This window comes from Paenibacillus sp. FSL K6-1330 (assembly GCF_037976825.1).
GTDB lineage: Bacteria > Bacillota > Bacilli > Paenibacillales > Paenibacillaceae > Paenibacillus_AQ.
Genome location: NZ_CP150269.1, coordinates 4679067 through 4703091 on the forward strand (window position 1 = coordinate 4679067; position 24025 = coordinate 4703091).

Consider the following 24025-nt stretch of genomic DNA (forward strand, 5'->3'; position numbering starts at 1 on the left):
AACATAAATTTCATCGTTTATATCGATAAACAGATGATCACCTATCTGATTATATCGTTAAATTCTACTTATTCCAATTCCTTTACAGAGATTATTTTTAGGTCGTATTTATACCAATACAATTTCCGGTTCCGGAACGAATCCAAAATGGTTGTTAATCGACTCCGAGATCAGATTCATCAAGTACAGAATGTCGGTTGCCTTGGCATGCTTCTGGTTCAGAATCATGTTACCGTGATGCGGAGAAATGATCGCGCCGCCATATTCGGTTCCTTTCATATTCAGCTGATCCACGAGCGAGCCGACGGCTACCCCATAATCATAATTATTTTTGAATACGGAACCGCAGGACGGGTAATCGAAATGGCGTTTACTCGTCCGGTACTTGATGATGTCAAGCATTGACTGCGGCGTCTCGATTCCTCTTCCTGCCAATGCGTGCACCTCGCCCAGGAAGAATGAGAAAAAGGACGGCAAGGATGATGGATGGCTGCCGCGGGTCTTCCATTCTGTAAGCAGTTCGGACGTCATGCTGATCTGCTCCTCCGAGCTGACCGGAATATTGAGATCGGCGCCTACTATGATCCAAGGGTGCTGCTGGAAGATGGATTGCTTGTATGCAAATAAACAGTCCGCCACGGAAATGGACTGTACCTTTAAGCTCGAATCCATTGTATCGATATAATAAACCGTGTCCAGAATATCGCAGATTTGGCGCGCATTATATTTGGCGTTCATATAGATGCCGGCCCCTACGCAGCCTGGCAGCAAAAAAGTAAAGTCGAGCAAATCCGTCCCCCCCATTAAACCCATCAAGGACAGTAGCGACATGGGCGCGCCGGATGAAACGTACCATTTATCTCCTGACACCCGAAGATCCACCAGGTTTTTGAGCGATATAAACACCAGATCATGGTTCGGTTCATCCGGGAACAGGATATTGGAGCCCATCCCGAAGATGTACCATGGCATCCCGCGTTTCCTGCAGTCCTGCAGCAGATCCGCCAGGTCATTTGCCGTTTCAGGCATGGCCAGATAATTGGCTGAACCGCCGATCCCATACGTAGAAAAAGCAGACAGCTCCACATTGCGCTTGCACAATCGGTCGATAGCAGATGTATGTAAAGTCATCGTAGACATGTCACTCCCTATTCTTCACATTAGGCACAACATTCCTTACTAAATGTGGGGATGTTACATCATTATGATCCAACTACTTGGGTGGTGTCAAACTGGAGTGGAATCCTGGCTAAATAGCAAAAAATCCCTGGATTACAGCCATTAGACCGTAACCAAGGGATTCATTCATGATCTCTTTATTCGTGCCCAGGGTTTATTCAAGGAAATCCTTGAGACGTTTGCTGCGGCTCGGATGACGCAATTTACGAAGCGCCTTCGCCTCAATCTGCCTGATGCGTTCACGGGTAACGCCGAACACCTGCCCTACTTCCTCCAGAGTGCGGGTCCGACCATCCTCAAGTCCAAAGCGCAGCCGGAGCACATTCTCTTCACGCTCGGTGAGCGTATCCAGCACTTCCTCCAGCTGTTCCTTCAGCAGCTCAAACGCCGCGGCATCTGCCGGAGCCAATGCGTCCTGATCCTCAATGAAATCACCTAGGTTGGAGTCGCTCTCCTCGCCGACCGGCGTTTCCAGGGACACAGGTTCTTGGGATACCTTCTGGATCTCACGTACTTTTTCCGGCGTGATATCCATCTCTTTACCGATTTCTTCTGGTGTCGGTTCGCGCCCCAGCTCCTGAAGGAGCTGCCTGGAGACACGGACGAGCTTATTAATCGTCTCTACCATATGCACCGGAATCCGGATCGTTCTTGCTTGGTCAGCGATCGAGCGGGTTATCGCCTGGCGTATCCACCAGGTGGCATACGTACTAAACTTAAAGCCCTTGGAGTAATCGAACTTCTCCACCGCTTTGATCAGGCCCATATTGCCTTCTTGTATCAGATCAAGGAACTGCATTCCCCGACCAGCATAGCGTCTTGCTATACTTACAACGAGACGAAGATTCGCTTCGGCCAAACGGCGTTTCGCTTCTTCGTCTCCCTCCTCTATTCGTTTGGACAGTTCCACTTCTTCATCGGCTGTAAGGAGGGGAACCCGACCGATTTCTTTCAGGTACATGCGAACCGGATCGCTAATCTTGATGCCTGGTGGAAGTGAGAGATCGTCATGAACCGAAAAATCCTCTGTCGGAGAATTAGCCGCTTTCTCTGTATCCGTAACCTCTCGTTCCAATGCAAAATCCGCACTTTGACGGTTCTCCATTCTATGCCCCCCTGTTGACAATCCCATATTTTCATGCTAATCTAGCATTAGGTTATTATGACATTAAGCCAATAGTTATTTATCCTTCATTCTAGCATATTTTTTACACTATATCAACTTCTAATATATTCTAGTTCATCTCACCCGATCTCACCCTGAGATCGGGTTTTTTATGCTCCAAATCTGCCTTATGGAACTAGTCATTGCCTCTTCGAACAAGTACAAGTTCATCGTCTTACACTACATATGCTACGTTTATTTAAGCTGATCTAGTACAGCTTTCGTTTGCTGATTCAACGATTTCACATCGGGAGACTTCGCGGGCTCATCGCTCAGCTGATATTTGTGCTTTAGTTCAAGCGTTGCCCTCACCCGGTCGTTCAGCATCTCCTCCGGGATTACGCCGCTATCAACAGCCTTGGTCAATGCTTGAATGACCGCTTCTTCTAATGCATATTCATGTCCAATCAGAATCATGTTGCTCCCTGCGACGACGGACTTCACGGAAGCCTCCCCTACGTCCGTGCTGCCGGAAATAGCCCCCATTGTCATATCATCCGTTATAACGACACCTTTAAACCCCATTTCTTCCCTTAACAAATCGTTAATGACGGGTTTCGAATAGGAAGATGGCGTATCCGGATCAATGCCCTTCATCAGCAGATGCGCAACCATGACCACATCGGCCCCTTCATCAATCGCTTGTTGAAAAGGTACCAGCTCCACTTCATGCAGACGCTTTAGATCATGGTCAACAACAGGCAGACCGAGATGGGAATCGACCGAAGTATCGCCATGCCCAGGAAAATGCTTCACTACAGGAACGACACCATTCTTCTGTATCCCCTTCATGGAGGCGACCCCCTGCGCACTTACGGTTTCTGCTGTGGTGCCAAAGGCTCGATCGCCGATAACCGGATTGTTCGGGTTGCTATGAATATCCAGCACCGGGGCAAAAACCATATTGAGTCCGACTCCCGACACCTTTTGCGCGATAAGACCACCAACACGATTGGTCAGTGCAAGATCCCCGTTGCTTCCGATTTTGCCGCTTGACGGCAGCTTCACATATTCATCGGGAAAACGGGTAACCCGTCCACCCTCCTCATCAATACTCAGCCATAGCGGCACAGGATTCACGGCATTTGCCTTCTTCAGCTCATTCAATAGGTCTACTGACTGCTGTACGCTATCGATATTATCCTTAAAAAGGATAAATCCGCCTACATGGTAATCCTCCAGCAATCTGCGCGAGGTATCATCCAAGGCAGTCCCTTCAATTCCAACCAGCACCAGCTGGCCGATCTTCTCCTTGACGGTCATGCTATTCAGAAGCTCAGCTACCGCATCTTCAGGCTCGTTCTCAGGCAATTTCCCGTCCTCGCCTTCGTTGTCCGTGCTGCCTGATGAAGACGTTGACCCGTCTTCATTATCTGGAGAAGGAGTCTGCGGCTCCTGCACTTGCTCCGAAGGCGAAGCTCCTGGTCCGTTGTCCCCAGGGTTGCTTGGTTCGGCTTCGCCCCGACAACCTGCCACAGCCAATAGCAAGATGACAACCAGCATCGTTAAGCACATCCATTTTGTCCTACGCTTCAACTTGTCACCTTCCTTCAAATTCACACTATTATATTCGTCCTCTGTTCCACAGAGTCCTTCCATCATAACATGATTTCCTTACAGCCCAAACCAAGCCTAAGCTGCCCGCCTAAGAAAGAAAAAAGAGCCGCATCGACAACGGCCCTTCTTCGCCTATTTAAGCAGTCCAAGCTTACGGGCTTGCTCCTCGGTTAATATAAACTGCTCCGTGTCCCATACTTCATCCTCATCCGTTCTTCCGAACATCAGCATGATATCTTCCCATATATTCTTTTGCATCGCCTCAGCTTGCGTGATAATCACTTTCATGTGAACGTCATTCCTTTCCTTGGAATCATCTCCTACTACATATACAACCATCACAGGTCGTATAGAATCGAAAAACAAACAAAAGCCTGCAGATAGTATCTGCAGGCAGGAACTGTACTATAACTAGGAATAAGCAGGATGATATTTAATCCACGACATCGCAATGGTGCCCTCGCCGGCATGGATGCCCGCAACGGGAATAAAGGTCATAATTTCGGTTTTCAACGCCGGATGGGCCCCGCTAATTTCCTTCTGGATTTCTTCGGCCTCTTCTACGTTGTTTGCGTGCATGATGCAGACCTTTTTAATTTTCTGTAAATCCAGTTTCATAAGTTCCAGCATTCTCTGCTTGGCCTTCTTGAACGTTCGGATCTTCTCTTCCACAATGACTTTGCCTTCATCAAAACGCAGCAGCAGATGAATGCGGAGCAGATTGCTGAGAAGAAGCTGGGTGCCGGATACCCGACCGCTGCTGTGAAGCCGGTGCAGGCTTGCCGGAATAAGGTAGAACGACATGTTTTGCACCATGGACTGGATTTTATCTTTTATCATCTGCACGGTATCCCCTTGGCTATGCCAGTGAATCCCGGACATGATCATTTCGCGTACCGGAAACGCTCCCGCTTGAGAATCGATGCCAACCACGGGTACCTCGGCAATCTCTGCTGCCTGCATAGATGAATTCAATGTTCCGCTGAGCTCGGATGAACAGTGAATGGCGATAATATCATCATACTTCACTTTCAGGGATTCATATAATTCGATGAATTCACCGATTGGAGGTTGTGAACTGCTGACTTTCGGTTCATCTTTCATTCTTTCATAAAAGGTCTCTGCCGAGATGTCAATTCCTTCCCTGTACGCCTCCTGTCCAAGTATCAACCTCAAAGGTACAATATAAATATGATTTTCCTTGGCGAATTCAGGATCGATTGTACTCGTGCTGTCGGTTACCCAAGCTATGGATCTCATTATCGTGTTCACGTCTCGCTTTCGTGTAGTAAGAAGTAGGAAAGGAAGCGATTTAAGCCTCTAAATTCATCATATCTTACCCTTACAGCGCATTGCAAACGAAAGGAATGTGATTTCATATCCTACACATAGGTTCGCCACACAAAAGCCTTATTTTCGCTCTGCGTTATACCCCTTTTCTCCAAAAGGTTCCAGCTGTTCAATCCAATATGCCTCCCGTTTGCTGACCGCGTCCTTCAGATCATAGAACGGATCTTGCTTCGGCTCAATCGTCTCCAGAATCTCGAAGACAAAAGCATCCTCACCATACTCATTCCATTCCCGCTGAAGCGTCTTATTGTAGCTTGTTCCCATCTGCAGCTCGAATCGTTTGCCGTTCATGGTCTTCAAGTTATTCGTTCCGGCAACAAATACCTTGCCGTTCTTTGTGTTTCGAATTTGATACACGCCTGCTTCAATCTTGATTTCCTTATACATTTGATTTAGTTCCTGTCTGCGGTTCATGGCGTTAAAACCTCCTAATCTTAGCGTTTATGTCGTTAACCAGTACTGGCTTCCATCATCCGTGCGATTCAAAAAACCATATTCGATCAAATATCGGCGAATGGTCACATAATCGGGATTGTCTCTTCCGATCGTATCGTTGATTTCCTGTTCGGAATACAAGACATCCGGTTTAAAACGGGCAGCGATTTCTCGTAAAACGACGTACTTTTGTTTCTCTTTGAGCTTAAATGTCTTCAGCGGGCCATCGGTCCCTTCGGGAAACACCTTGGCCAGGATCGCTTGCCTCTCTTCTTCCGTAACATTGTAGCGCTCATCCACCATTTTGGCCTGCTTTGGAATTTCCACGAATGCCGGTGCATGGTCATCCTTCTCCTTCAGCAGCTCCATTAAAGTCAGCAGCACCTTGGACTGTCTTTCCTTCTCCTTCAGGGCAAACCGGTGATTGCGAATCGTCGATGCACTGCCTATGCCGAGCTCCTGTTGTACCTCTTTATCGTTCTTGCCTTGGTAGAAGAGCTGCAGCAATCGATTCTGATGCTCGGTCAGTCCAGTCAGCTTCTTATCGAGGCCAGAAAAATACTGAAATACGGAGCCATGCTCCCGGCGGATATGAACCGTCATGTATCGTTCTGACTCATATAACACATCTTGGTCCGGGTAGATGATCCCTTTCTCAATCGTCTTGCCACACAGGAGGCATACCCATACGGGCCCTTCGTCGATATAGCCTTGTTTAAGTTCATCTATAGAAGCATTCCAGAAACGCTCGTTCGGATCCATTGCAAACACCACTTTTCAATTAGTTATTTATATAGACATTTTATATTTTTGTCTATGATATGTCAATCACCCTCCACCTCGATATAATATTTCTTCCTCCCTTATGTGGAACCTGCTAGAATAGAGGTTGCTGCTGTAAAATTTAGGGGGTATCATCATGGGTTTCATTCAACAGTCGGCAAAAGAAATGCATTCTTGGCCGCGTAACATCAAGCTGTTTTTTCTAGCTAACGTGTTGTATCAGATCGGTACCGGCATGTTTAGCGTGCTCTACAATTTGTACATACAAGGCCTTGGATATAATGACTCCATGAATGGAACAGTGGTCAGTATTCAATCCCTGGCCACGGCACTGATGTTCATTCCGATTGGCCTGATCGGAGACCGTGGCAGCCGCAAACGAATCCTCGTCCTTGGGGCGTTGTTAAGCGGTGCAGGACTGATCGCGCGCTCTTTTCTTGAAAGCGAGTTCAGCTTGCTTGGTCTTGCAATATATACCGGTTTATTCGCATCCTTTTTTCAGGTGCTGGCTATCCCCTTTCTAGCGGAAAACACGGCGAAAGCGGCTCGCATGCGGATCTTTAGCATCCACGCCTCGCTTGTTCTTGCTTCTCAAGTGCTCGGAAGCATGGGAGGCGGATTCTTGGCGGATGCCCTGCAGGCCGTTGGTATGAACAAGGTCGGCAGCTTGAAAACCGCGCTTTTCATAGGCGGCCTGGCAACCTTTGCGGCGTTTATCCCGCTTTTGTTCACAACCGATCAGAAGGCCGAGGAGATACAGGCACTGGATGCACCGCTTACTGATCATCAACCAGCTCAGGCAGGAGGAGCTGTTAACACCTCCGGTTTGGGGGATTACAAAGTCATCGGTCAGTTCGCGCTTGCCCAATTGTTAATCGGCCTGGGATCAGGGCTTGTCGTGCCTTATTTGAATTTATATTTTACCAACCGCTTCTCGGTATCGTTATCGGCAGTCGGAATTCTGATATCACTCGGACAAGTCATGACAATCGTATCGATGCTGATCGGACCTACACTGGTGAATCGGGTGGGAGCCGTCAGGGCCGTGGTGCTCTTTCAAGTCCTATCCTTGCCCTTCCTGCTGTTAACCGGGTTTACGAACGTACTCCTCATCGCATCGGTCGGCTTCCTGTTCCGCCAAGCCCTGATGAATGCCGCCAATCCGATACAGTCCTCTATTCTGATCGACCGCGTACCGGATCACCGAAGAGGAATCGCCAATTCGGTCACGCAAACAGCCTTCATGCTGGGCTGGGCTACCATGGGACCCGTACAATCTAAACTCGTCACCACTTACGGCAGCTATTGGGGATATGCGATCACATTTTGTATTACCGGAACGCTATATGTTGTATCTTCGTTTCTATACTACCGAATGTTCCGTGAGCGAAAGAGCAGCAGCCTCTCCTCCTCTGATACTACCGCTACTCTCTAACCTCAACCCGCAGAGGTTTCACATGTAGCGGAACAGCCCCATTGGCTACAGCCATGATCCGGGCCTGAAAGCTTCCCTTATTCCGGAAGACAGGCCCCATATCGGATTGTCCACCTCAACGGAGATCCGGTATTGTTGATTCCCGTCATCATACCATTCGTTTACATCGGCTGTTCCGGTGAACCACCGGGGAAATCGAAACTGCAAAAGCCCCTCATAAAACCTCCGCTCCCCCATTGAATGCGAATTTCGCTGTTAGTCCCCGCGGATATCCGGAAATCGACCGCCAAGTGCTGTTTATTCCCTAAATAATCCACGACACGGCTGCGCTGTGTATTATAGATCATCGTGGCATCAAACCACCTCTAAATACCCGGAAAATCAAAGCGGCGACACCACGTCATCCGTTTCTCTTCCCCATTCATCCGAGTAAGCATAATTCTCAATCACAAACGGGATCCTTTTCCCTAATTCGGAAACACAGCTTATCCATATCCGTCTTGATAGCAAGTTCAACATAGATCGGATTTCTCTTTATGTGCTTTAGCTCCCCTTGGAAAGTCCTTTAAGTCTTCAGCCGGACACCTCTGCTCTCTATGCGACAACATTCAGTTTACATTCAGCCGCGTTTAAGAAAGATATCAGGAACGATTGATAGGATAGATTTCGTAAGCAAACAAGCAAACGAATGATCGAGAGAAACGAGGTGGAATCATGACGACCCCATTGAAATACCGGAACGAGCTGAAATTTTTTGTGAATATTCACCAGTACCAAATCATCCGTCAACGATTGAGAAATCTGGTGACCTACGATCAGCATGCAGGACTCGGCGGGGAATATCACATTCGAAGTTTGTACTTTGATGATATCAACAACAAAGCGTTATACGAGAAGCTGGCTGGGGTTCGGGACCGGGTGAAATACCGCATCCGCATCTACAACGTAACCGACGACACCATTCATTTTGAGAAAAAAATCAAATTCCGGGATTACATCGCCAAGCTGAAGGAGCCGCTTACAAGGGAGCTGGTTGATCAGATCATGGCCGGTCAATACGAATGCCTCTATCAACCAGACAAGCCATTGATGATGGAGCTGTATCACGAGATGAAGCATAAGCTGATGCGGCCCAAGGTCATTGTCGATTATGTCCGGGAGCCGTATGTCTGTCCTAACGGAAATGTCCGGATTACGTTTGATAAGGAGCTTCGAACCGGCCTGCACTCCACGGATCTGTTCAATCGGAATCTGCTGCCCATCCGGGCGATCGATGAGAATCTGATCATACTGGAAGTCAAATATGACGAGTATATCCCGGATTACATCAAAATCGCGCTGCAGCTGGAAGGACTGGGCCGTCAATCGGCCTCCAAGTACGTGATGTGCCGCAAATTTCTGAAATATAACACATGGGAGGATCAATAATTCATGAACACCACATCTACATCAAGCAGTACGAGCACCACCAATTTTTCGGATATCATCAAAAACTCCGTCATGGAAAACTTCGTATCCGATATCAGCATCGCCAAAATCCTGATTACGCTGTCCGTTTCTTTCGTTATCGGGCTATTTATTTATCTGCTCTATAAAAGAGTCTTCAGCGGCGTGCTGTATTCCAAAAGCTTTAATGTGTCTCTGATCGGGATGACCATGATCACGGCCGTTGTCATCATTGCCATTAACTCAAATCTCGTGCTCTCGCTCGGTATGGTCGGCGCACTCTCCATCGTCCGTTTCCGTACGCCCATCAAGGATCCAACCGATCTGATCTTCCTGTTCTGGGCCGCGGTTGCCGGGATCGTAACCGGAGCCGGGTTCTACACGCTGGCAGCCATCGGCTCCATCGCAGTCGGTCTTATCCTGTTCTTCTTCATTAAAAAAGCAACAGTGAATACGCCTTATCTGCTCGTGATTCATTGCGATAATGAGCAGAGCGAGCAATCCGTAAAAGAACAAATCGGTCAAGCCGTGAAGCGTTATAATCTGAAGCAAAAAACCGTGACGCCAGGCAGCATTGAACTGACACTGGAAGTAAGGCTGCGTGACGCCGAAGGCCAGTTCGTAAACAAGCTGTCCCAGCTCCCGGGTGTCCATAACGCGGTACTGATCAGTTACAGTGGCGACTATGTATCCTAAGTCAGGCGGTGGGCAGAGATGAAAAAGATAAGAATGACGGTCCTGCTGGCCCTTGTGCTGACCATATTCCTCCTGATCTCAGGCTGCCAATGGACACGCACAGCTGCCGAAACGGTAAGCAGCACGGAGAGTGATGCCCAGCAGGAGCAAATCGATTCAACGGTTTTTCCGAAGGATAAAGTCATAGATGTTAAAATCACGATGGACGAAGCGGATTTTCAGAATATGCTGGACAATGCCAGCGCCGAAGAATATAAAGAAGCATCCGTCAATTACAACGGCATACAATTTGATCATGTCGGCATTCGCACCAAAGGCAATTTAAGCCTGCGCAGCGTGGTCAATTCCGACTCCGACCGTTACAGCTTCAAAATATCCTTTGACGAATACCTCAATCAAACCTTGAATGGAATCAGTAAAATCAATCTGAACAACAACTACAGCGACGCCTCGTATATGCGGGAATTCCTCACCTACGAGCTGGCGGATTCCGTCGGACTGCCAACACCCGGCTTCTCTTACGTCAATGTATACGTTAACGATGAATTATGGGGGTTCTATCTCGCAATTGAACAGATTGGCGACTCCTATCTGGAGCGTCATTTCGATCATTCGTACGGCGCGTTGTACAAGGCTGAGATGACCGGCGCTGGCAGCGATCTGACTTGGCTTGGCAATGACCCTGATTCCTATACCGGACTTGTCATGAAATCCAAATCATCCAACGATGATGTATTGATCGATATGCTGGATGAGCTCAATAACGGCTCCGATTATGAGAAGGTGCTGGATGTGGATAATGTACTTAAGTACGTTGCCTTAAATGTCGTTGCTTCCAATATGGACAGCTACCTGGGGATGAACAAACAGAACTACTACCTGTATGAGAACAATGGCATCTTCTCTGTCCTGCCTTGGGATTATAATATGGCATTCGGAGGATTTGGGGGCTCCAGCATCCTCATTGACGAGCCAACCCAGGGAGCCTTGGCGGAACGGCCCCTGATTGCCAAACTGCTCGAGGTTGACAAATATAAGGAGCGCTATCACGCCATCCTCTCGGAGATGCTGGAAGGCTACATGCAGCAGGAAACATTCAATGAGCGGGTGGCGCAATTACAAGACTTAATTTCCGAACACGTAAAGAAAGACCCAAGACCCTTCTATTCCTATGAGGATTACGAGCAATCCATCCCGACATTGACCTCATTCGTGGAAGAGTCAACGGATAATATCCAGCAGCAGTTGGATGGAACGATCCCTTCCGCAGGCGATGGAAGCGGCAGCGGCGGCATGAGCCCCGGGGGTGGTGGCGGCATGCGACCTGGTGGTGGCGGCGGACTGGTACCTGGCGGAAATAACAGTACGCCGCAGCCTAATTCGAATGGAGGCACCCAGGGAAACACTACTGATACTGATAATGGCACGAGCACGACACCGGGTGGAGATGGCGGCAGCGGGACGAATGGAAATGGGATGCTTCCCCCTAACGACACCCCGGCCGGAGGCACCTCTGCCGGGAAAACGCCCGCCAACAGCAACGGTGCTGCGCCTGAACCTTCTGGCGACGCGTCGGGAAGTAGCGCAGATGCTACCTCAGGCAAAGCTGAAGGAGGCCCTGATCCTGACACCGTACCTACAGGGGATGAACCCTCCTTGTCAGTCGTATCAGCTGTCGGATCGAGCGCAAGCCCCCCTTCTGCTGGAAATCAATCAACCATGCCTCAGGACCCCGGCCAGAATGGTCAAGGCCAGATGCCGGATTTCCCTCAGGGGCAAATGGGGAACGGATTCGGCGGCGAGTTTGGCGGTCAAATGCAGGGAGGCCGGGGAATGGGCCGGCCGGGCGATTGGTCAAACGGGGCTGCCGAGGAACAAGGCAGTGCCAAGGAGGCCCTGTACGCCGGAGTATCCATCGTGCTGCTTCTTCTCTCTTGTCTCTTGGTAACGCTGTATAAACGTAAAAGACTGTAATCATCCAACAAGGGGCAGTTCCAAAGGTCGATACCTTTGGAACTGCCCCTTTAAATCCCATCGTTCGAGCTTATGATCGATGAATTACACCAATTATACTATGAACCACGTGATCATGATTGGCGCTCCGATAAGGATCATGCCCAGCGCCATGACAATCCTCGTCGTATTTCTAGACAGCTTGTGCTGGGTCGCGGTTGAACGATACCAACCGCTGAACTGCAGGCGATTCCGGTAAAGCACAAGAAACAACAGTACATTCCCCACGAACAGGAACAGGAAATATAGTCCGTTCAAAGGTATCCAGGCATTCAGTATTTCATGTTCAATGTTGCCCAGAACCGTTACAAAGATCATCATTATGATCATCATACGTATCATTTCGAGAATGGATGAGGCCAATTTGGTCATAACACTTACTCCCTTTTCAATCATGCTGGTTTTGACATTACTATTTTTCCATTATACAGCAAAAGGTGAGATCGAGATATGCCAAAGGACGATATGGTCATGAAGAACCATACCGTCCGTTTTTTTCCTCAGCCATGATGCTATTCAATGGGACTCGAGCTCTGCTTGTTGATCGTGTACGGATTGTTTTCTGATAAAGTATGAATCCAGCTTCCGACTGACCAACAAGGACAGCACGATAAAGGCAAGGACACCGAACAATTTAAAAGGTTCCGCAATAAAATCGGACAGGTTGGCACCGATGTAAGAGACACAGAACACCATAATGCCCTTGCCCAAGGTTACAGCCATCAGATAGGACATCAGGTTCATTCTAGCTAGCCCGGCGGCTACGTTGACCGCTACAAACGGCCCTACGGGGAGTATGCCAAGCAGGAAAACGTAACTGAAACCGTTGCGCTGAATCCAGCGCATACCACGCTGAACTTTAGGTTTATTCGCCCAGCGTTCGATCAGTGCTGTACCGGATATTTTGCGCACGATGAGAAAGGTCGTTAAGCATCCTGCCACCATGCCGATCCAAGAGTAAAGAAACCCGGCCCACAGCCCATACACCGCCGCATTCACACCTACAATCACGATCGTGGGCATCGGTGGAATGAAGGATTTCAGAAAAGTCAGAAGGATGCCCGGCAGAGGGCCTAATGCTCTAAATTGTTCTAATAACCATTCCAGATTGCTCTCTGTAAAGTAAGACATGATGTCCAAGTAGCCAATCAATGACTTCACCCATTTCTGCTAAGTATTGCCGACTAGCTGACCTGAAGCACCTGATTCAGCTGAGCCAGATGGTGGTTGTCGTGCCAGATGAAATCCCGCATAAATTGCGCTACCTCAAAGGGATGCCCGTCCCCGTCCGTGTACCGCAGCTCATATGACGTTTCAGGCAGGGCTTCGATCGCCCGAATCAGCTTCTCCCTTGCGATTATCGTCTGATCCACCAGCGCTTCTGTTGATAACGTCTTGGCATATTGCCTCGACTGTTCATTGAAAGTATCATAATCCATATGCCGTACGGTCAATGCATCCCCTGTAGAAATTTTGGCAATGGCTTCATTGTAAAAATACTCATCCCAGCGCATGATATGGCACACCACATCACGTACGGCCCATTTCCCCTCTGCAATCGGGGTGCTCCAGAATCCCTCTTCCTGTTCCGCGAATTCTTTCACTTTGCCGATCCATGCGGAATACTCATTCAGCAGCTGCTGTTTGTCACTCATACTCATTCTCCTTGTCCATATAAGATTTAATATAGGCGTCCAGTCGATCCTCCGGCCAGTGATACATCTTGAGCAGCTCCTCATAAGGATCGCCTGTGATATGTAACAGCTTCGCAAAGGCAGGCTCCGTCTTGTAACCCGACCTCTTCAGCTCGATGATGCCTTGTCTTGCAGTTTCACCGAGTCGCTTCAAAAGCTTGTATTCCACAATCATATGACGGTAACCATTCTGCTTCGTCGAAGGTATTGGCTGTGCAAAAATCTCAAATTCCCACCCCTTATACTCAAAACGAGCCACCGTTCGATCCACGTTGTTGACCATACGGGATGAGCATGTGAAATTCGAAACAAGTTCACTATAATGCGTCGTGAGCTTTCGCTCAAAACGGGCAAAATCCGTCACATGGCATATGATATCGAGATCGCTTGAAGCGATGTCAATCCCAATAGGGATCGTACCCACCAATATCGGGTTGCAGGGTTTCAAATGATTCCATAGTCTAAGCTCGTCTATAACCATGGCTGCTTGCTTCTGTTTAGCAGAGCCTAGTTGTAAGTACTCCAAATTAAGAAAATCCATATGTTCTTGCATGTCTGCCACCACCTGCATTACTGCTCTGAACTTTCAGGCTAGCGCTCGGTCCACGTCGTCCGAACATAACCCAGCTTCATGCCAATCGATTCCATATTACGATGGCTCTGCGATAAGAAGGCACATTGGGAGGCAATCAGATCGCATCCTGCAAGCTTCGCATCCTGTATTCTCCTGCGAAGCAGCTCCTGCTGCAAGCCCTGTCTACGATGCTCCGGGAGTGTTGCAGCAAATGTTAGTGACGCTGTCGATTGATTTACATACATGACGCCAGCTGCAGCCGGTTCATCTTCGACATAAGCGATATAGAAGCTCCATCCCGGGCGTGAATACAATACACGATTATTCGCGGCTACAGATGGAATTCCTTGATCAGGCAATCCTGTTCCACGACAATGAACTTTAGCATAATCCTCAAATTCATCTTTGTCTATTGTTCTGATCACAATTCCATTACCTTGCACCCCCTTCATCTCTTGCGGGTTCATATACATGGAATTATGAAAAGCAGATTGATAGAATCCGCGATCGGCAAGCGCAGTCAGGACTTCCTGATTCACCAGGCCGGGTACGATCTCAAACTGGAATTTGCGGTCCCTCGATCGATAAAAGTCGATGATATCGTCCAAGTTATTCAGATCCTCTGAACGCAGTCCTTTCACCGTGTTAAAAGAAAGCCAAGGCATCGTCTTACTGTACAAGCACAGTACATGGCCGAAGCGCTTCATTTCGACCCCTTCGGGATTTCCGGTCCGACCTTCGATTGCTTTCATTCGATCCAACATATAATCCGTTTCCGAATCCTGAATTCGATGGATAAGTTCCTCAGATGGAAGATGCCGCATATGGCCTCCTATGTATTATGATTAGTAATTGGAAAAATAGAGCCCGAAGATCGTTTACTGATGCTTCAGGCTCTTACTTGCTGTGTATGTTTTATTTCGCGTTGCCTGGCAAATCGCAAGATCCGTCGGCACACATGCCGTCGCTGCTGTCGGAGTCATTCACCATCACTAGCGGATTCGCTTCACGATAAGCCTTATCCAGGGCGTCCGTGAACACTTCCAGCGGCTGCGCACCGGACACGGCGTATTTGCCTCCCAGTACGAAGAATGGCACTCCCCGAATCCCCAAATTTGTTGCAGCGGATTCATCTGCCCTTACTTCCGATTGGAAATCGTCACTCTCGAGCGCAGCCACTGCCTGATCCCGCTCCAGGCCGACTTCAGCCGCCAGATCAGCCAACCGATTCTTATCACCAAGATTCTCGCCGTCTGTAAAGTGTGCACGGAACAACCGCTCCGTCATTTCTTTCATTTTACCATGCCCGGATGCAAAATGAACCAGGCGGTGAGCATCAAATGAATTGGCCGGGATGACGCGATCCATATGATAAGTAAGCCCGACGCTTGCCGCTTGCTGGGTCACGTTGCCGTTCGCAGCCTTAGCCTGTTCGATACTCATGCCGTATTTGGATGCCAATATCTCATCCATGGAAACCCCGGTCTTATACGATGCACTGGGATCCAGCTCAAAGCTGCGGTATACCACCTCAACCTGATCTTTATTAGGGAATTGCTCCAAAGCCGATTCGAAACGGCGTTTACCAATATAACAGAACGGACACATAAAATCCGACCATATTTCAACTTTCATTCTTTACGCCTCCTAGCGAGTATGAATACTGACTTACTTATTGTAACCCGCTTTCAGCATGACATCAACACCTCACATGAATACGGAGAGGTCTTACATGGATGTTCCAAGATACCGAGTACAAGCACGCCTGTTATCTAAGCGGGTTCCTGTTCTCCAGTAATCTGGTTAGAATCCAATCACTCACAACCTCAAAGCCTTGATTTCCCTTCAGGGAACTATTCATTACCAGATCCGCATGCCAGCGGGTAGGCTCAACATTCCATGACGATTACATCGTATTTGCCATTATGGACGGCGTGATCATAATCCTCGGTCAGACGCTCGATATCGACGGCATCCGGATGGTTAAAATCCTCAAAAATTTGATTCGTGAAGGGTGCCTTGGACAGTACCCAATTTTGGACAGACTTATCCCGTTGGTGATTCATTTCTTTTTTAGGCTCTGTTATCCTTGATTGTTGATTTCTGGCCAAAAGAAAAACCGCCCTATCAATCATACGGCGGTAAATTCTGAACTAACGTTTTCCGTTATCAATGACTCGCGGTACGGTCTTCCCCCAGTCTGTAACGGCAAAGTGCACTTTATCCCTCATACGCTTGCATCAAAGTTTTTATGTCAATTTTACTCTTCGTTTGGAGCAATGCTTTCATAACTCTTTCTGATTTTTCTGGATCTGGGTCGCTTACCATCTCGGTTAGATTGGAAGGAATAATTTGCCACGACACGCCATACTTATCTTTTAGCCAACCGCAGTTTTGAGCCTTTTCATCTCCGCCTTCGGAGAGTTTTTCCCAAAAATAGTCCAATTCATCTTGATCTTCACAGTTCACGATAAATGATATTGCCTCTGTGAATTTGAAATACGGACCGCCATTTAAGGCTACGAATTCTTGCCCGTCCAGCTGAAATTCCACAGTCATTACGGTTCCTTCTGGTATCCCGTGATTATCTTTGCCATGGTGAGTGATTCTTCCTATCTTCGAATTTTTAAAAATAGAAGTGTACAACTCTGCCGCCTGTTCGGCTTGTGTATCGAACCACAAGTTTGGCGTGATTTTTTGGATTTTGTTATTCATAATTTTTACCTCCTTAATATTCAAGCGTTTTAGTAGGTTTATATACAATACAAATTAGCATAAAAAATGAGCCATGGTTTCTTTCAAATTGCTATGTTTAAAAAGTTACAGATGTAAAAATTAAGCATATCACAAATAAACTAATCTGCCCGTTAACGGAACGAGGCCACCGATCGTATTCCTGCGGCAGTTGAGAGCTATTTGATGCTAACTCCGCACATTCGCAAAATATACACCAGGCTCATAGGGATGATCGTCATATTTTTTATAAAAAAAAGGATTGCATTGTAAGCAGATTCATTATCATACGATTCGATACCGAGAAGCGACATGATCCAGGGAACCGTCCCTTGGTTTAAACCAAAATTCCATCCACAAGGGAGTCTTTTTTTGGAAGCCTTCGGCTTCGGATATACATCGTTTAGAAAAGACACTCCAGATAGTCGACTTTTAGCCCTTCGATTTTCTTCATCATTTCAATGAGCGGCAACATTACTTTAACGTCCGCGGTGTCGTTAGGCAGAATAATGGAGAACAAGACAATCGGCCCTTTGGGATTTGGACGAACCCGGCGTACTCTCACACAAGGCAGACCGCGATAACAAAAAAAACAGACAGCAAACCGCCGCCTGTCACTTATATTTTTTCCAATCCATCTCGCTGTGTTCCAGTAGATACTCAAAATCATTATCACGCCGCTTCTGTTCAGCCTTGCGCACAGCTTCCCGTTCCTGCCTTTCCTGCTCAAGCCGCTCGGCTTCATTGGCTTTCAAGGATTCGGTCGTTGCCTTCAACTTCGCCAGAACTTGAGGGTCCAGCATATCCTTTAACGTTGCGGGTTTATCGGCAGCTTCAGTTCGCGGCAATGGGGATGTTTTTTTCTTTTTTGCCATGATGTTCACCTCGATTTCCACATCATTATATCATCTTATGTACGGTCTGGCATCTATATATGTTGGGAATAACCACGAAAAAAAAGAGAGCCTATCGGCTCTCCTTCCCATTATGCATACTTTACTTTGAGGGCGATCGATGGGACTTGAACCCACGAATGCCGGAGCCACAATCCGGTGCGTTAACCCCTTCGCCACGACCGCCAAGATAATGAGTGTTTCATATTCTCGAGAATACATTTTAGCAGACATCAATCCATTTAGCAAATTGTAATTTTTTACAGTTCATTCTTGATTTCAACGGAAAGAACGTACTATACTTACTTGAACTCCAACATCTGAGAATAGGGCCCTTTTTCGATACAATATGATTTAAGCATAGGAGGTAAGACATCGATGATCTATCATATTGATTATGTCTCAGAGGGATTACATGTCAAGGGGTATCTGGGTCTGCCGCCGCAATTGCCCCGTTCAAGCACCCATGAGATGTCCGAAGCGGTCGATGCCATACCCGGCGTAACGGTAGTCGGCACGCTTGCATGCTCATTGAATAAGGACACTGTCCCGGAAGGATCCTTCAGGTCAACTGAACCTAAGCTGCCACTGGTCCTGTATTGCCGCGGCGGCATTGGACGGGTTGGGGCGGTAAGGTTAAAATGGGTCGAAGAATTCGCAGCGCAAGGATATGCGGTGTTTGCTCCAGCCTATCGTGGGAATGAAAGCAGCGAGGGCAGGGATGAATTCGGCGGTGCCGATACGATGGACGTGATCTCCGCAATCGAATGGCTATCGCGCATTTCATGGATAGATAACAAACGTATTCATCTGTTAGGCTTTTCCCGCGGGGCGATCAATGCTGCCGTGGCAGCCGCCCTGTCGTCGCATGTATCCAAAATGATTCTCTGGAGCGGCGTCTCCGACCTGGCCCAAACCTACGAGGAACGAATCGATCTGCGCAGAATGATGAAACGCATCATTGGCGGTACGCCAACCAAGTTTCCGGAACGATACCTTCTCCGGTCTCCGATCCATTATGCGGACCGAATCCGATGTCCGGTCCTGATTGTCCATGGGACGCGGGACGAGCAGGTCCTGGTGGAACATAGTTACCGGATGCTGGACAAGCTTCAAGAGCAGGGACATCAGCCGGAAGCCCATCTGTACGAAGGTCTTGGGCATCATTTCCCGCCGCCGCAGCATGCAGCGGCGATCAACCGGATGTTCGACTGGTTGAAGAAATAAGTAGAAGTTGAGGAGCGCTCCTCACTTCTACTTATCTCTCTCCAAGCGCGTGTTGATTGGCATTGCTTCCAACTAGTCGTGCCCAGCAACCGTCTCAATCCAGTATTTACACGTTCCGTTCGCAATGGAACTTAATTCACCGTGATTCCATTCAATGATGCAACGGGAAGCCAGGTTGGATTCATCACAGGTCAGAAGGACCCGGCTTATGTTTTTGTCATAGGCTTCCTTGACCAACTCCGCCAGCAGCCGCTTGCCATATCCTTTTCCACGCTCCGACGGCCTGATGACATACCCGATATGTCCCCCTAGCTCTAGCAGATTCTCATTCAGTCGGTGTCTCAGCTTACCGTATCCTACAGGCTTGTCGTTATCGTATAACCAATATATCGTCTGGGGAACATACTCATCCGGAAGATCGATGCCTCTCGCCATTTCGTAATTGCGCTGCACCTTAGAGGCGAACTCTTCCATGCCTCCGCTATTTAGACCATTAACGAAGCCATTCCCGCCCTGGCCGATTTCCTGGACCATAAGCAGCAGGCTTTCATCCTCCTTCACCTGCAGCTCCCTTATCACTAATGCCATGCCTATTCCTCCACTTGAAAGATTGAATCTACAATGACAGGCAGCTGATCCCGTAAGGATACGGCTCCGAATACGGATCTGGCGTGAATCCCTTGATCCCCGAATACATCAAGCATCAAGTCCGAGAATCCATTCAATACCTTATGATGCTCCTCATAGTCGGTTGTCGCGTTAACGAAGCCTTGAACCTTGACCACGCGCTTTACTTTATCAAGTGATCCCAGGCCTTCTCTCAATACGGCCAGGACTTCAATTCCGGTCAGGCGAGCATATTCATAGCCCTGTTCTGTTGTGTAATGTTCGCCCAATTTGCCCCTTGGCTGTCCTGAGGGTCCTTTCCCTGAAACATACATCAATCCGTTAACAACGACATAGTTGGCATACTTCGCTGCTGGCGAGCCTGCTTTAGGTAGGCTGATGCCCAGCTGCTTCAGACGTTCCTCCGCACGATCGGTCATATGATCCCTCCTACAGGAAAAATATTCTATGTAAATTCCAACTATTGTATCACGGAATGACCTTTTTACAAGTAAAAAAAGACCAACCTCACTCATCGAGGCTGGTCTTGAATTCAACATATCTGATGTTTTAGATCCGGAACGAATAATAAGCATAACGTTCCGCATTATGAATGGCCTGCCATACGTCCGTCGTCTCGGCGCCCGGATACCAGTAGGCATAACCGGCAATATGGTATTTGGCCGCCATGAGATGTTTCATGGATAAAGAACGGGACTCCTCGGTCCATATGCGATGCGGAATGCCACTGCTGCTATAAGTTGCTTCATACTGCGCCACGCTGGCATTCCATGTTAATGAAGCCTTGTTCAGGCGAATACGATGTCCTTGCTCGGCCAAACTAATGTCCTCCGAGGATACCGACGAAGCGGTCTTCCAATCCCTCGTGTACAGCGGATACGCGATGATGCTCTTCTTAGCCGGAACTTGAGTCAGCAGCTTGCGCAGCGCGGATTCACTCCAAGGGACCGAGGAAACCGAGCCTGCTATTGGCGAACCACCCCAGTGCTGGTCATAACTCATGAGCACCATATAGTCCACCTGAGTGCCAAGCGCTGCGTAATCGAATGCAGCCGTCCAATCCGTATTCAGATCAGGTGAAACATCGATGGATAATTTAGCTCCTAGCTGCCTCATCTCTATGGATAATTGCGTAATAAAGGCCGTCAGATTCTGACGATCCTGTGGCATGACGTTCTCAAAATCAATATTGATCCCATCCAATCGATACCGGGAGACATTCGCTGTAATACTGTCAACGACAGACTTCCGGGACTGTGCGCTGCTTAAAACTTGATGAGTTCCTTCCGCATTCCCGCGGTTCCCCACCATTGCCCACACCTGCCGGCTGTTGTTATGAACCCAATTCAACAGCTCCTTGTCGGTATGGTCCGTCAGCTTGCCGTTAGCTTCCATGTAGTACCAGCGCGGTACCAGAACATTCAATCCGGCCCGTTTGGCATAGGAGATGTATTGATTCGTTGTACCGTTATATAACCAGCCCATATGAATATTTGCAGGCGTCTGGAGGTTCATCTGGGACAGCACATTTCCCGACTGCAGGACCCGATCTAGCAGCATAGCCGTTTCCTCACGGGTGATCGCGTCCTGCGGCCTGAACTGTCCCTTACTCCCCTGCAGCCAGCCTGTATCGGTCGCTTTGCCAACCGCATGCCAAGCCCATTCCGCGATGGAAGCAGAATCCGTGTATTGGCCAGCTGTATTTCCGTTCATATATCCATTTTCTTTCATGGCACGAATCACCATCACAGCAGCCTCTTGCCTTGTTATGGAAGCATTCGGGTAGAACCGGTAACCGTTCCCCTCAACAATGGACAAATTAAGTCCCGCGTGAACCCAGCCATAATACCATGCTGATTGGGAAACATCCCGAAACGCGGACAAATCATTCTGAACGGGCTCCATCTTGAGCATTCTGGCAACCATGGCAATGAATTCGGCCCGGGTAACCGGATTTCGCGGCAAAAAAGCTCCTGTGCCATCCCCGCTTACGATACCTTTCTTGGCCAGACGCTGGATCGCGTCTTTTGCAAAGCTTGCCGAGATATCGTGAAAATCGGTCGGGCTAGGAGCTTGAGCCGCTGATGCCTGAAGAAGGCCAAAAAGCGATGTAAAGGACAACAGCAAACAAAGTGACAGGAAATATTTCTTCAAAGGGACGCCTCGATTCTATTCTATCAATCTGATACCATCAGCATATCAGATGATCATAGAATCAGGCATTATTCATTTCTTGGTAATATTCGCTTCCGGTATCGTATTAACAGGATAAAATGACCGCACCGATCCCTTCTACGACAAGGGAATCCCGGGTTAGACGCCTAATATGCTCTTCGCCTAGCAGAATCTTCCATTTGCCCAGCTCAGGTAAAGCCAGAGAGGACTCTTTCCGTGCTGCATAATAGAGCACATAAATATGTTTCTCTGGATCACCGCCCGCATGATCACGAAGCGTGAAAGCAACAGTATGCTCGGGACATGGTTCAAACTGAAGATGCTTACGGATCGAAGCGACATCCTTCAATCTGAATGCCGGATGTTTCTTGCGGAGCTGAACGAGCCGTTGAATGTATTTCACTCCATCCTGGTGCTCCGATGCCATACCCCAATCCAGCCGATTTACTTCATCACTAGCATTATAGCTGTTCTCCACTCCATTCTTGGAGCGATAATACTCTTGACCAGCATGCAGAAAAGGGATGCCTTGACTGGTCAGAATCATCGCCGATGACAGCCGGTGCATATCGCGACGTATGGCATCATTTTCCCCTTCCGTGGACAGCATTATTTTGTCCCATAAGGTATGGTTATCATGACACTCTACATAATTTACGCACTGATCCGGCTCGGAAGCGAATGACTTGATATCTTTGGAATACGGAATACCACCGACGATGCCTTGCTTCACCTTGTCTTCATATCCATCTCCGCCGCTCACAAAGCCTCTATAATCAAACTGGAAGATGTCCCCTTTGACCGCATCGCGGAATCCGTCGTTAAAATGAGCGATGCGCGGCATCACGGGTGCCTGCTGCTGATTCGCTCGCTTCTTCTCATCCAGCTCGGTATTCATAACCCAACCTTCACCGATCGTGATGATACTCAGATCAATTTCGTCCAGGCGCGCCCGGATTTCATTCATCGTCTCCACATCCAGCAAACCCATGAGATCAAAGCGAAAACCGTCGATCCGGTACTCCTTCACCCAATGCAGGACGGATTCCACAATGAATTTCCGCATCATCGGACGCTCGGATGCCGTGTCGTTTCCACACCCGGATCCGTTGGAGAATTTGCCGTCCTTCGTATAACGCAGATAATATCCGGGGACCAGCTTCGTGAAATTGATCAGATACCCGTCATATACATGGTTATACACCACATCCATGATGACCCGAAGGCCATGATCGTGGAATGTCTGAATCAACTGCTTCAATTCACGAATCCGAACCTCAGGCACATACGGATCCGTAGCATACGAGCCTTCGGGAGCATTGTAGTTCTTCGGGTCGTATCCCCAATTGTACTGCGGCTCATGAAGCCTGGTTTCGTCCACGCTTTCCGTTGCAAAATCATAGATCGGGAGCAGCTCCACATGCGTGGCTCCAAGCTCGACAATATGATCAAGCCCTGTGCGAATCCCTCCCGGACCTCGGGTACCTGTCTCCGCCAGGCCTGCAAACTTGCCTTTATGCTTCACTCCGCTGCCTTGATGAATGGTGTAATCACGAACATGCAGTTCATAGATTACGGCATCCAGAGGACTATGAAATGGCGGTTTGTCTTCTGTCCAGTGTTCTGGATCAGTCGAGGCCATGTCCAAGATATAAGCACGATCCCCATTGACGCCTACGGCAGCAGCGTAGGGGTCGACAGCTTCGTTCCATTGATCCCCGATAAGGACCTGGTAGGTGTAGAACATCCCTTGAAGATTTTCTCCTACTTTCAGCAGCCAAGTTCCCTTCACATCACGCGTCATCGCGATTCGCCGGGCTTCTACTGCATGCCAATCCGGATAGAGCATAACGTATGCCTCACTAGCCGTCGGTGCCCACAGGCGAAAGATGGACTCTTGAGCTTGGTAAGTTAGCCCCAGGTCCGTTCCATCATAATAAAAAAGCTTGTCAAATTCCTTATCAAAGACGGAGACTCCCCCGGTGACCGCGGGATCTCCGTAGTGAATAACAGCATTGCTTTCTTTTTGTACCGACAAGATGT

General features: G+C 48.4%; 25 protein-coding genes, 1 tRNA gene and 1 pseudogene. 5 read left to right on the forward strand and 22 right to left on the reverse strand.

The annotated features are described in order from the left end of the window. Positions 1-108 precede the first annotated feature (108 nt). From NYE54_RS21100 to NYE54_RS21130, 7 genes are all read right to left on the reverse strand, one after another. On the reverse strand, positions 109-1131 hold the full coding sequence (locus tag NYE54_RS21100) for an FAD-binding protein (protein WP_339265996.1): 1023 nt from the start codon (positions 1129-1131) through the stop codon (positions 109-111). Between the two features lie 202 nt (positions 1132-1333). Continuing rightward, the gene (rpoD, locus tag NYE54_RS21105) at positions 1334-2284 is read right to left on the reverse strand and encodes an RNA polymerase sigma factor RpoD (RefSeq protein WP_076322045.1); all 951 of its coding nucleotides are present in this window, start codon (positions 2282-2284) and stop codon (positions 1334-1336) included. Positions 2285-2539: 255 nt separating this feature from the next. Continuing rightward, a complete protein-coding gene (gene nagZ / locus NYE54_RS21110) occupies positions 2540-3880 on the reverse strand; it encodes a beta-N-acetylhexosaminidase (protein WP_339265998.1) in 1341 nt (446 codons plus the stop codon). Between the two features lie 153 nt (positions 3881-4033). Beyond that, positions 4034-4189 carry a hypothetical protein gene (locus NYE54_RS21115; RefSeq protein ID WP_321178501.1) on the reverse strand — a complete coding sequence of 52 codons (156 nt, stop codon included), beginning with the start codon at positions 4187-4189 and terminating at the stop codon, positions 4034-4036. Positions 4190-4312: 123 nt separating this feature from the next. Beyond that, a complete protein-coding gene (locus NYE54_RS21120) occupies positions 4313-5161 on the reverse strand; it encodes a DegV family protein (RefSeq protein ID WP_213644287.1) in 849 nt (282 codons plus the stop codon). 150 nt (positions 5162-5311) lie between these two features. Continuing rightward, complete coding sequence (locus NYE54_RS21125) at positions 5312-5665, reverse strand: GIY-YIG nuclease family protein (protein ID WP_076322047.1); 354 nt, start codon at positions 5663-5665, stop codon at positions 5312-5314. A gap of 27 nt (positions 5666-5692) precedes the next feature. Further along, a complete protein-coding gene (locus tag NYE54_RS21130) occupies positions 5693-6448 on the reverse strand; it encodes a DUF2087 domain-containing protein (RefSeq protein WP_339266005.1) in 756 nt (251 codons plus the stop codon). Positions 6449-6605: 157 nt separating this feature from the next. Between NYE54_RS21130 and NYE54_RS21135 the strand changes: the two genes are divergently transcribed. Beyond that, positions 6606-7904 (forward strand): MFS transporter, encoded by a 1299-nt coding sequence (locus NYE54_RS21135; RefSeq protein ID WP_339266007.1) that lies wholly within the window; start codon positions 6606-6608, stop codon positions 7902-7904. Between the two features lie 45 nt (positions 7905-7949). Here the strand turns inward: NYE54_RS21135 and NYE54_RS21140 are convergent. After that, a pseudogene (locus tag NYE54_RS21140) lies at positions 7950-8251 on the reverse strand (DUF4166 domain-containing protein). Positions 8252-8618: 367 nt separating this feature from the next. On the opposite strand from NYE54_RS21140, the gene NYE54_RS21145 reads away from it, so the two are divergent. From NYE54_RS21145 to NYE54_RS21155, 3 genes are read left to right on the forward strand one after another with little or no spacing between them, the layout of a single operon-like run. Beyond that, positions 8619-9332, forward strand: coding sequence for a polyphosphate polymerase domain-containing protein (locus NYE54_RS21145; RefSeq protein ID WP_339266009.1), 714 nt, complete (start codon positions 8619-8621; stop codon positions 9330-9332). Positions 9333-9335: 3 nt separating this feature from the next. After that, a complete protein-coding gene (locus NYE54_RS21150) occupies positions 9336-10046 on the forward strand; it encodes a DUF4956 domain-containing protein (protein WP_339266011.1) in 711 nt (236 codons plus the stop codon). A gap of 18 nt (positions 10047-10064) precedes the next feature. After that, complete coding sequence (locus NYE54_RS21155; RefSeq protein ID WP_339266013.1) at positions 10065-12020, forward strand: CotH kinase family protein; 1956 nt, start codon at positions 10065-10067, stop codon at positions 12018-12020. Positions 12021-12113: 93 nt separating this feature from the next. Here NYE54_RS21155 and NYE54_RS21160 read toward each other — a convergent pair whose 3' ends face one another. From NYE54_RS21160 to NYE54_RS21205, 10 genes are all read right to left on the reverse strand, one after another. Further along, the gene (locus NYE54_RS21160; RefSeq protein WP_339266015.1) at positions 12114-12431 is read right to left on the reverse strand and encodes a hypothetical protein; all 318 of its coding nucleotides are present in this window, start codon (positions 12429-12431) and stop codon (positions 12114-12116) included. A 144-nt stretch (positions 12432-12575) separates the two neighbouring features. Then, positions 12576-13220 (reverse strand): TVP38/TMEM64 family protein, encoded by a 645-nt coding sequence (locus NYE54_RS21165; RefSeq protein ID WP_339266016.1) that lies wholly within the window; start codon positions 13218-13220, stop codon positions 12576-12578. A 23-nt stretch (positions 13221-13243) separates the two neighbouring features. After that, entirely contained in the window at positions 13244-13714 is a 471-nt protein-coding gene (locus tag NYE54_RS21170; RefSeq protein WP_339266017.1) for a DinB family protein, read from the reverse strand. Continuing rightward, a complete protein-coding gene (locus NYE54_RS21175; protein WP_339266019.1) occupies positions 13707-14306 on the reverse strand; it encodes a DUF4269 domain-containing protein in 600 nt (199 codons plus the stop codon). Before NYE54_RS21175 ends, NYE54_RS21170 begins: the two co-directional genes overlap by 8 nt. A 38-nt stretch (positions 14307-14344) precedes the next feature. Further along, a complete protein-coding gene (locus NYE54_RS21180; protein WP_339266020.1) occupies positions 14345-15151 on the reverse strand; it encodes a GNAT family N-acetyltransferase in 807 nt (268 codons plus the stop codon). 91 nt (positions 15152-15242) lie between these two features. Beyond that, entirely contained in the window at positions 15243-15962 is a 720-nt protein-coding gene (locus NYE54_RS21185; RefSeq protein WP_339266022.1) for a DsbA family oxidoreductase, read from the reverse strand. Positions 15963-16216: 254 nt separating this feature from the next. Continuing rightward, on the reverse strand, positions 16217-16438 hold the full coding sequence (locus NYE54_RS21190) for a hypothetical protein (RefSeq protein WP_339266024.1): 222 nt from the start codon (positions 16436-16438) through the stop codon (positions 16217-16219). Positions 16439-16547: 109 nt separating this feature from the next. After that, entirely contained in the window at positions 16548-17042 is a 495-nt protein-coding gene (locus tag NYE54_RS21195; RefSeq protein WP_339266025.1) for a VOC family protein, read from the reverse strand. A 632-nt stretch (positions 17043-17674) separates the two neighbouring features. Further along, the gene (locus NYE54_RS21200) at positions 17675-17935 is read right to left on the reverse strand and encodes a YqkE family protein (protein ID WP_339266027.1); all 261 of its coding nucleotides are present in this window, start codon (positions 17933-17935) and stop codon (positions 17675-17677) included. Positions 17936-18066: 131 nt separating this feature from the next. Beyond that, a tRNA-His gene (locus NYE54_RS21205) sits at positions 18067-18139 on the reverse strand. Positions 18140-18331: 192 nt separating this feature from the next. Between NYE54_RS21205 and NYE54_RS21210 the strand changes: the two genes are divergently transcribed. Beyond that, the gene (locus NYE54_RS21210) at positions 18332-19180 is read left to right on the forward strand and encodes an alpha/beta fold hydrolase (protein ID WP_339266028.1); all 849 of its coding nucleotides are present in this window, start codon (positions 18332-18334) and stop codon (positions 19178-19180) included. A 72-nt stretch (positions 19181-19252) separates the two neighbouring features. On the opposite strand, the gene NYE54_RS21215 is transcribed toward NYE54_RS21210, so the two are convergent. The 4 genes from NYE54_RS21215 to pulA all read right to left on the reverse strand — a co-directional run bounded on the left by NYE54_RS21215 (position 19253) and on the right by pulA (position 24020). Beyond that, positions 19253-19768, reverse strand: coding sequence for a GNAT family N-acetyltransferase (locus tag NYE54_RS21215; protein WP_339266030.1), 516 nt, complete (start codon positions 19766-19768; stop codon positions 19253-19255). Positions 19769-19770: 2 nt separating this feature from the next. Continuing rightward, positions 19771-20226, reverse strand: a complete 456-nt coding sequence (locus NYE54_RS21220) for a RidA family protein (protein WP_339266032.1) — start codon at positions 20224-20226, stop codon at positions 19771-19773. A gap of 130 nt (positions 20227-20356) precedes the next feature. Continuing rightward, on the reverse strand, positions 20357-21961 hold the full coding sequence (locus NYE54_RS21225) for an S-layer homology domain-containing protein (RefSeq protein WP_339266034.1): 1605 nt from the start codon (positions 21959-21961) through the stop codon (positions 20357-20359). A gap of 106 nt (positions 21962-22067) precedes the next feature. Beyond that, on the reverse strand, positions 22068-24020 hold the full coding sequence (gene pulA / locus NYE54_RS21230) for a type I pullulanase (protein ID WP_339266036.1): 1953 nt from the start codon (positions 24018-24020) through the stop codon (positions 22068-22070). Between the last annotated feature and the right edge of the window lie 5 nt (positions 24021-24025).

What these genes read in the sequence shown, in the direction of transcription:
- NYE54_RS21175 (WP_339266019.1), bottom strand. Translation starts at nt 14,306, where the DNA reads ATGCAAGAACATATGGATTTTCTTAATTTGGAGTACTTACAACTAGGC.
- NYE54_RS21130 (WP_339266005.1), bottom strand. Translation starts at nt 6,448, where the DNA reads ATGGATCCGAACGAGCGTTTCTGGAATGCTTCTATAGATGAACTTAAA.
- NYE54_RS21200 (WP_339266027.1), bottom strand. Translation starts at nt 17,935, where the DNA reads ATGGCAAAAAAGAAAAAAACATCCCCATTGCCGCGAACTGAAGCTGCC.
- NYE54_RS21125 (WP_076322047.1), bottom strand. Translation starts at nt 5,665, where the DNA reads ATGAACCGCAGACAGGAACTAAATCAAATGTATAAGGAAATCAAGATT.
- NYE54_RS21115 (WP_321178501.1), bottom strand. Translation starts at nt 4,189, where the DNA reads ATGAAAGTGATTATCACGCAAGCTGAGGCGATGCAAAAGAATATATGG.
- NYE54_RS21120 (WP_213644287.1), bottom strand. Translation starts at nt 5,161, where the DNA reads ATGAGATCCATAGCTTGGGTAACCGACAGCACGAGTACAATCGATCCT.
- NYE54_RS21220 (WP_339266032.1), bottom strand. Translation starts at nt 20,226, where the DNA reads ATGACCGATCGTGCGGAGGAACGTCTGAAGCAGCTGGGCATCAGCCTA.
- NYE54_RS21185 (WP_339266022.1), bottom strand. Translation starts at nt 15,962, where the DNA reads ATGAAAGTTGAAATATGGTCGGATTTTATGTGTCCGTTCTGTTATATT.
- NYE54_RS21180 (WP_339266020.1), bottom strand. Translation starts at nt 15,151, where the DNA reads ATGCGGCATCTTCCATCTGAGGAACTTATCCATCGAATTCAGGATTCG.
- NYE54_RS21100 (WP_339265996.1), bottom strand. Translation starts at nt 1,131, where the DNA reads ATGACTTTACATACATCTGCTATCGACCGATTGTGCAAGCGCAATGTG.
- rpoD (WP_076322045.1), bottom strand. Translation starts at nt 2,284, where the DNA reads ATGGAGAACCGTCAAAGTGCGGATTTTGCATTGGAACGAGAGGTTACG.
- NYE54_RS21160 (WP_339266015.1), bottom strand. Translation starts at nt 12,431, where the DNA reads ATGACCAAATTGGCCTCATCCATTCTCGAAATGATACGTATGATGATC.
- NYE54_RS21210 (WP_339266028.1), top strand. Translation starts at nt 18,332, where the DNA reads ATGATCTATCATATTGATTATGTCTCAGAGGGATTACATGTCAAGGGG.
- NYE54_RS21215 (WP_339266030.1), bottom strand. Translation starts at nt 19,768, where the DNA reads ATGGCATTAGTGATAAGGGAGCTGCAGGTGAAGGAGGATGAAAGCCTG.
- NYE54_RS21155 (WP_339266013.1), top strand. Translation starts at nt 10,065, where the DNA reads ATGAAAAAGATAAGAATGACGGTCCTGCTGGCCCTTGTGCTGACCATA.
- NYE54_RS21150 (WP_339266011.1), top strand. Translation starts at nt 9,336, where the DNA reads ATGAACACCACATCTACATCAAGCAGTACGAGCACCACCAATTTTTCG.
- NYE54_RS21135 (WP_339266007.1), top strand. Translation starts at nt 6,606, where the DNA reads ATGGGTTTCATTCAACAGTCGGCAAAAGAAATGCATTCTTGGCCGCGT.
- NYE54_RS21195 (WP_339266025.1), bottom strand. Translation starts at nt 17,042, where the DNA reads ATGAATAACAAAATCCAAAAAATCACGCCAAACTTGTGGTTCGATACA.
- NYE54_RS21145 (WP_339266009.1), top strand. Translation starts at nt 8,619, where the DNA reads ATGACGACCCCATTGAAATACCGGAACGAGCTGAAATTTTTTGTGAAT.
- NYE54_RS21170 (WP_339266017.1), bottom strand. Translation starts at nt 13,714, where the DNA reads ATGAGTGACAAACAGCAGCTGCTGAATGAGTATTCCGCATGGATCGGC.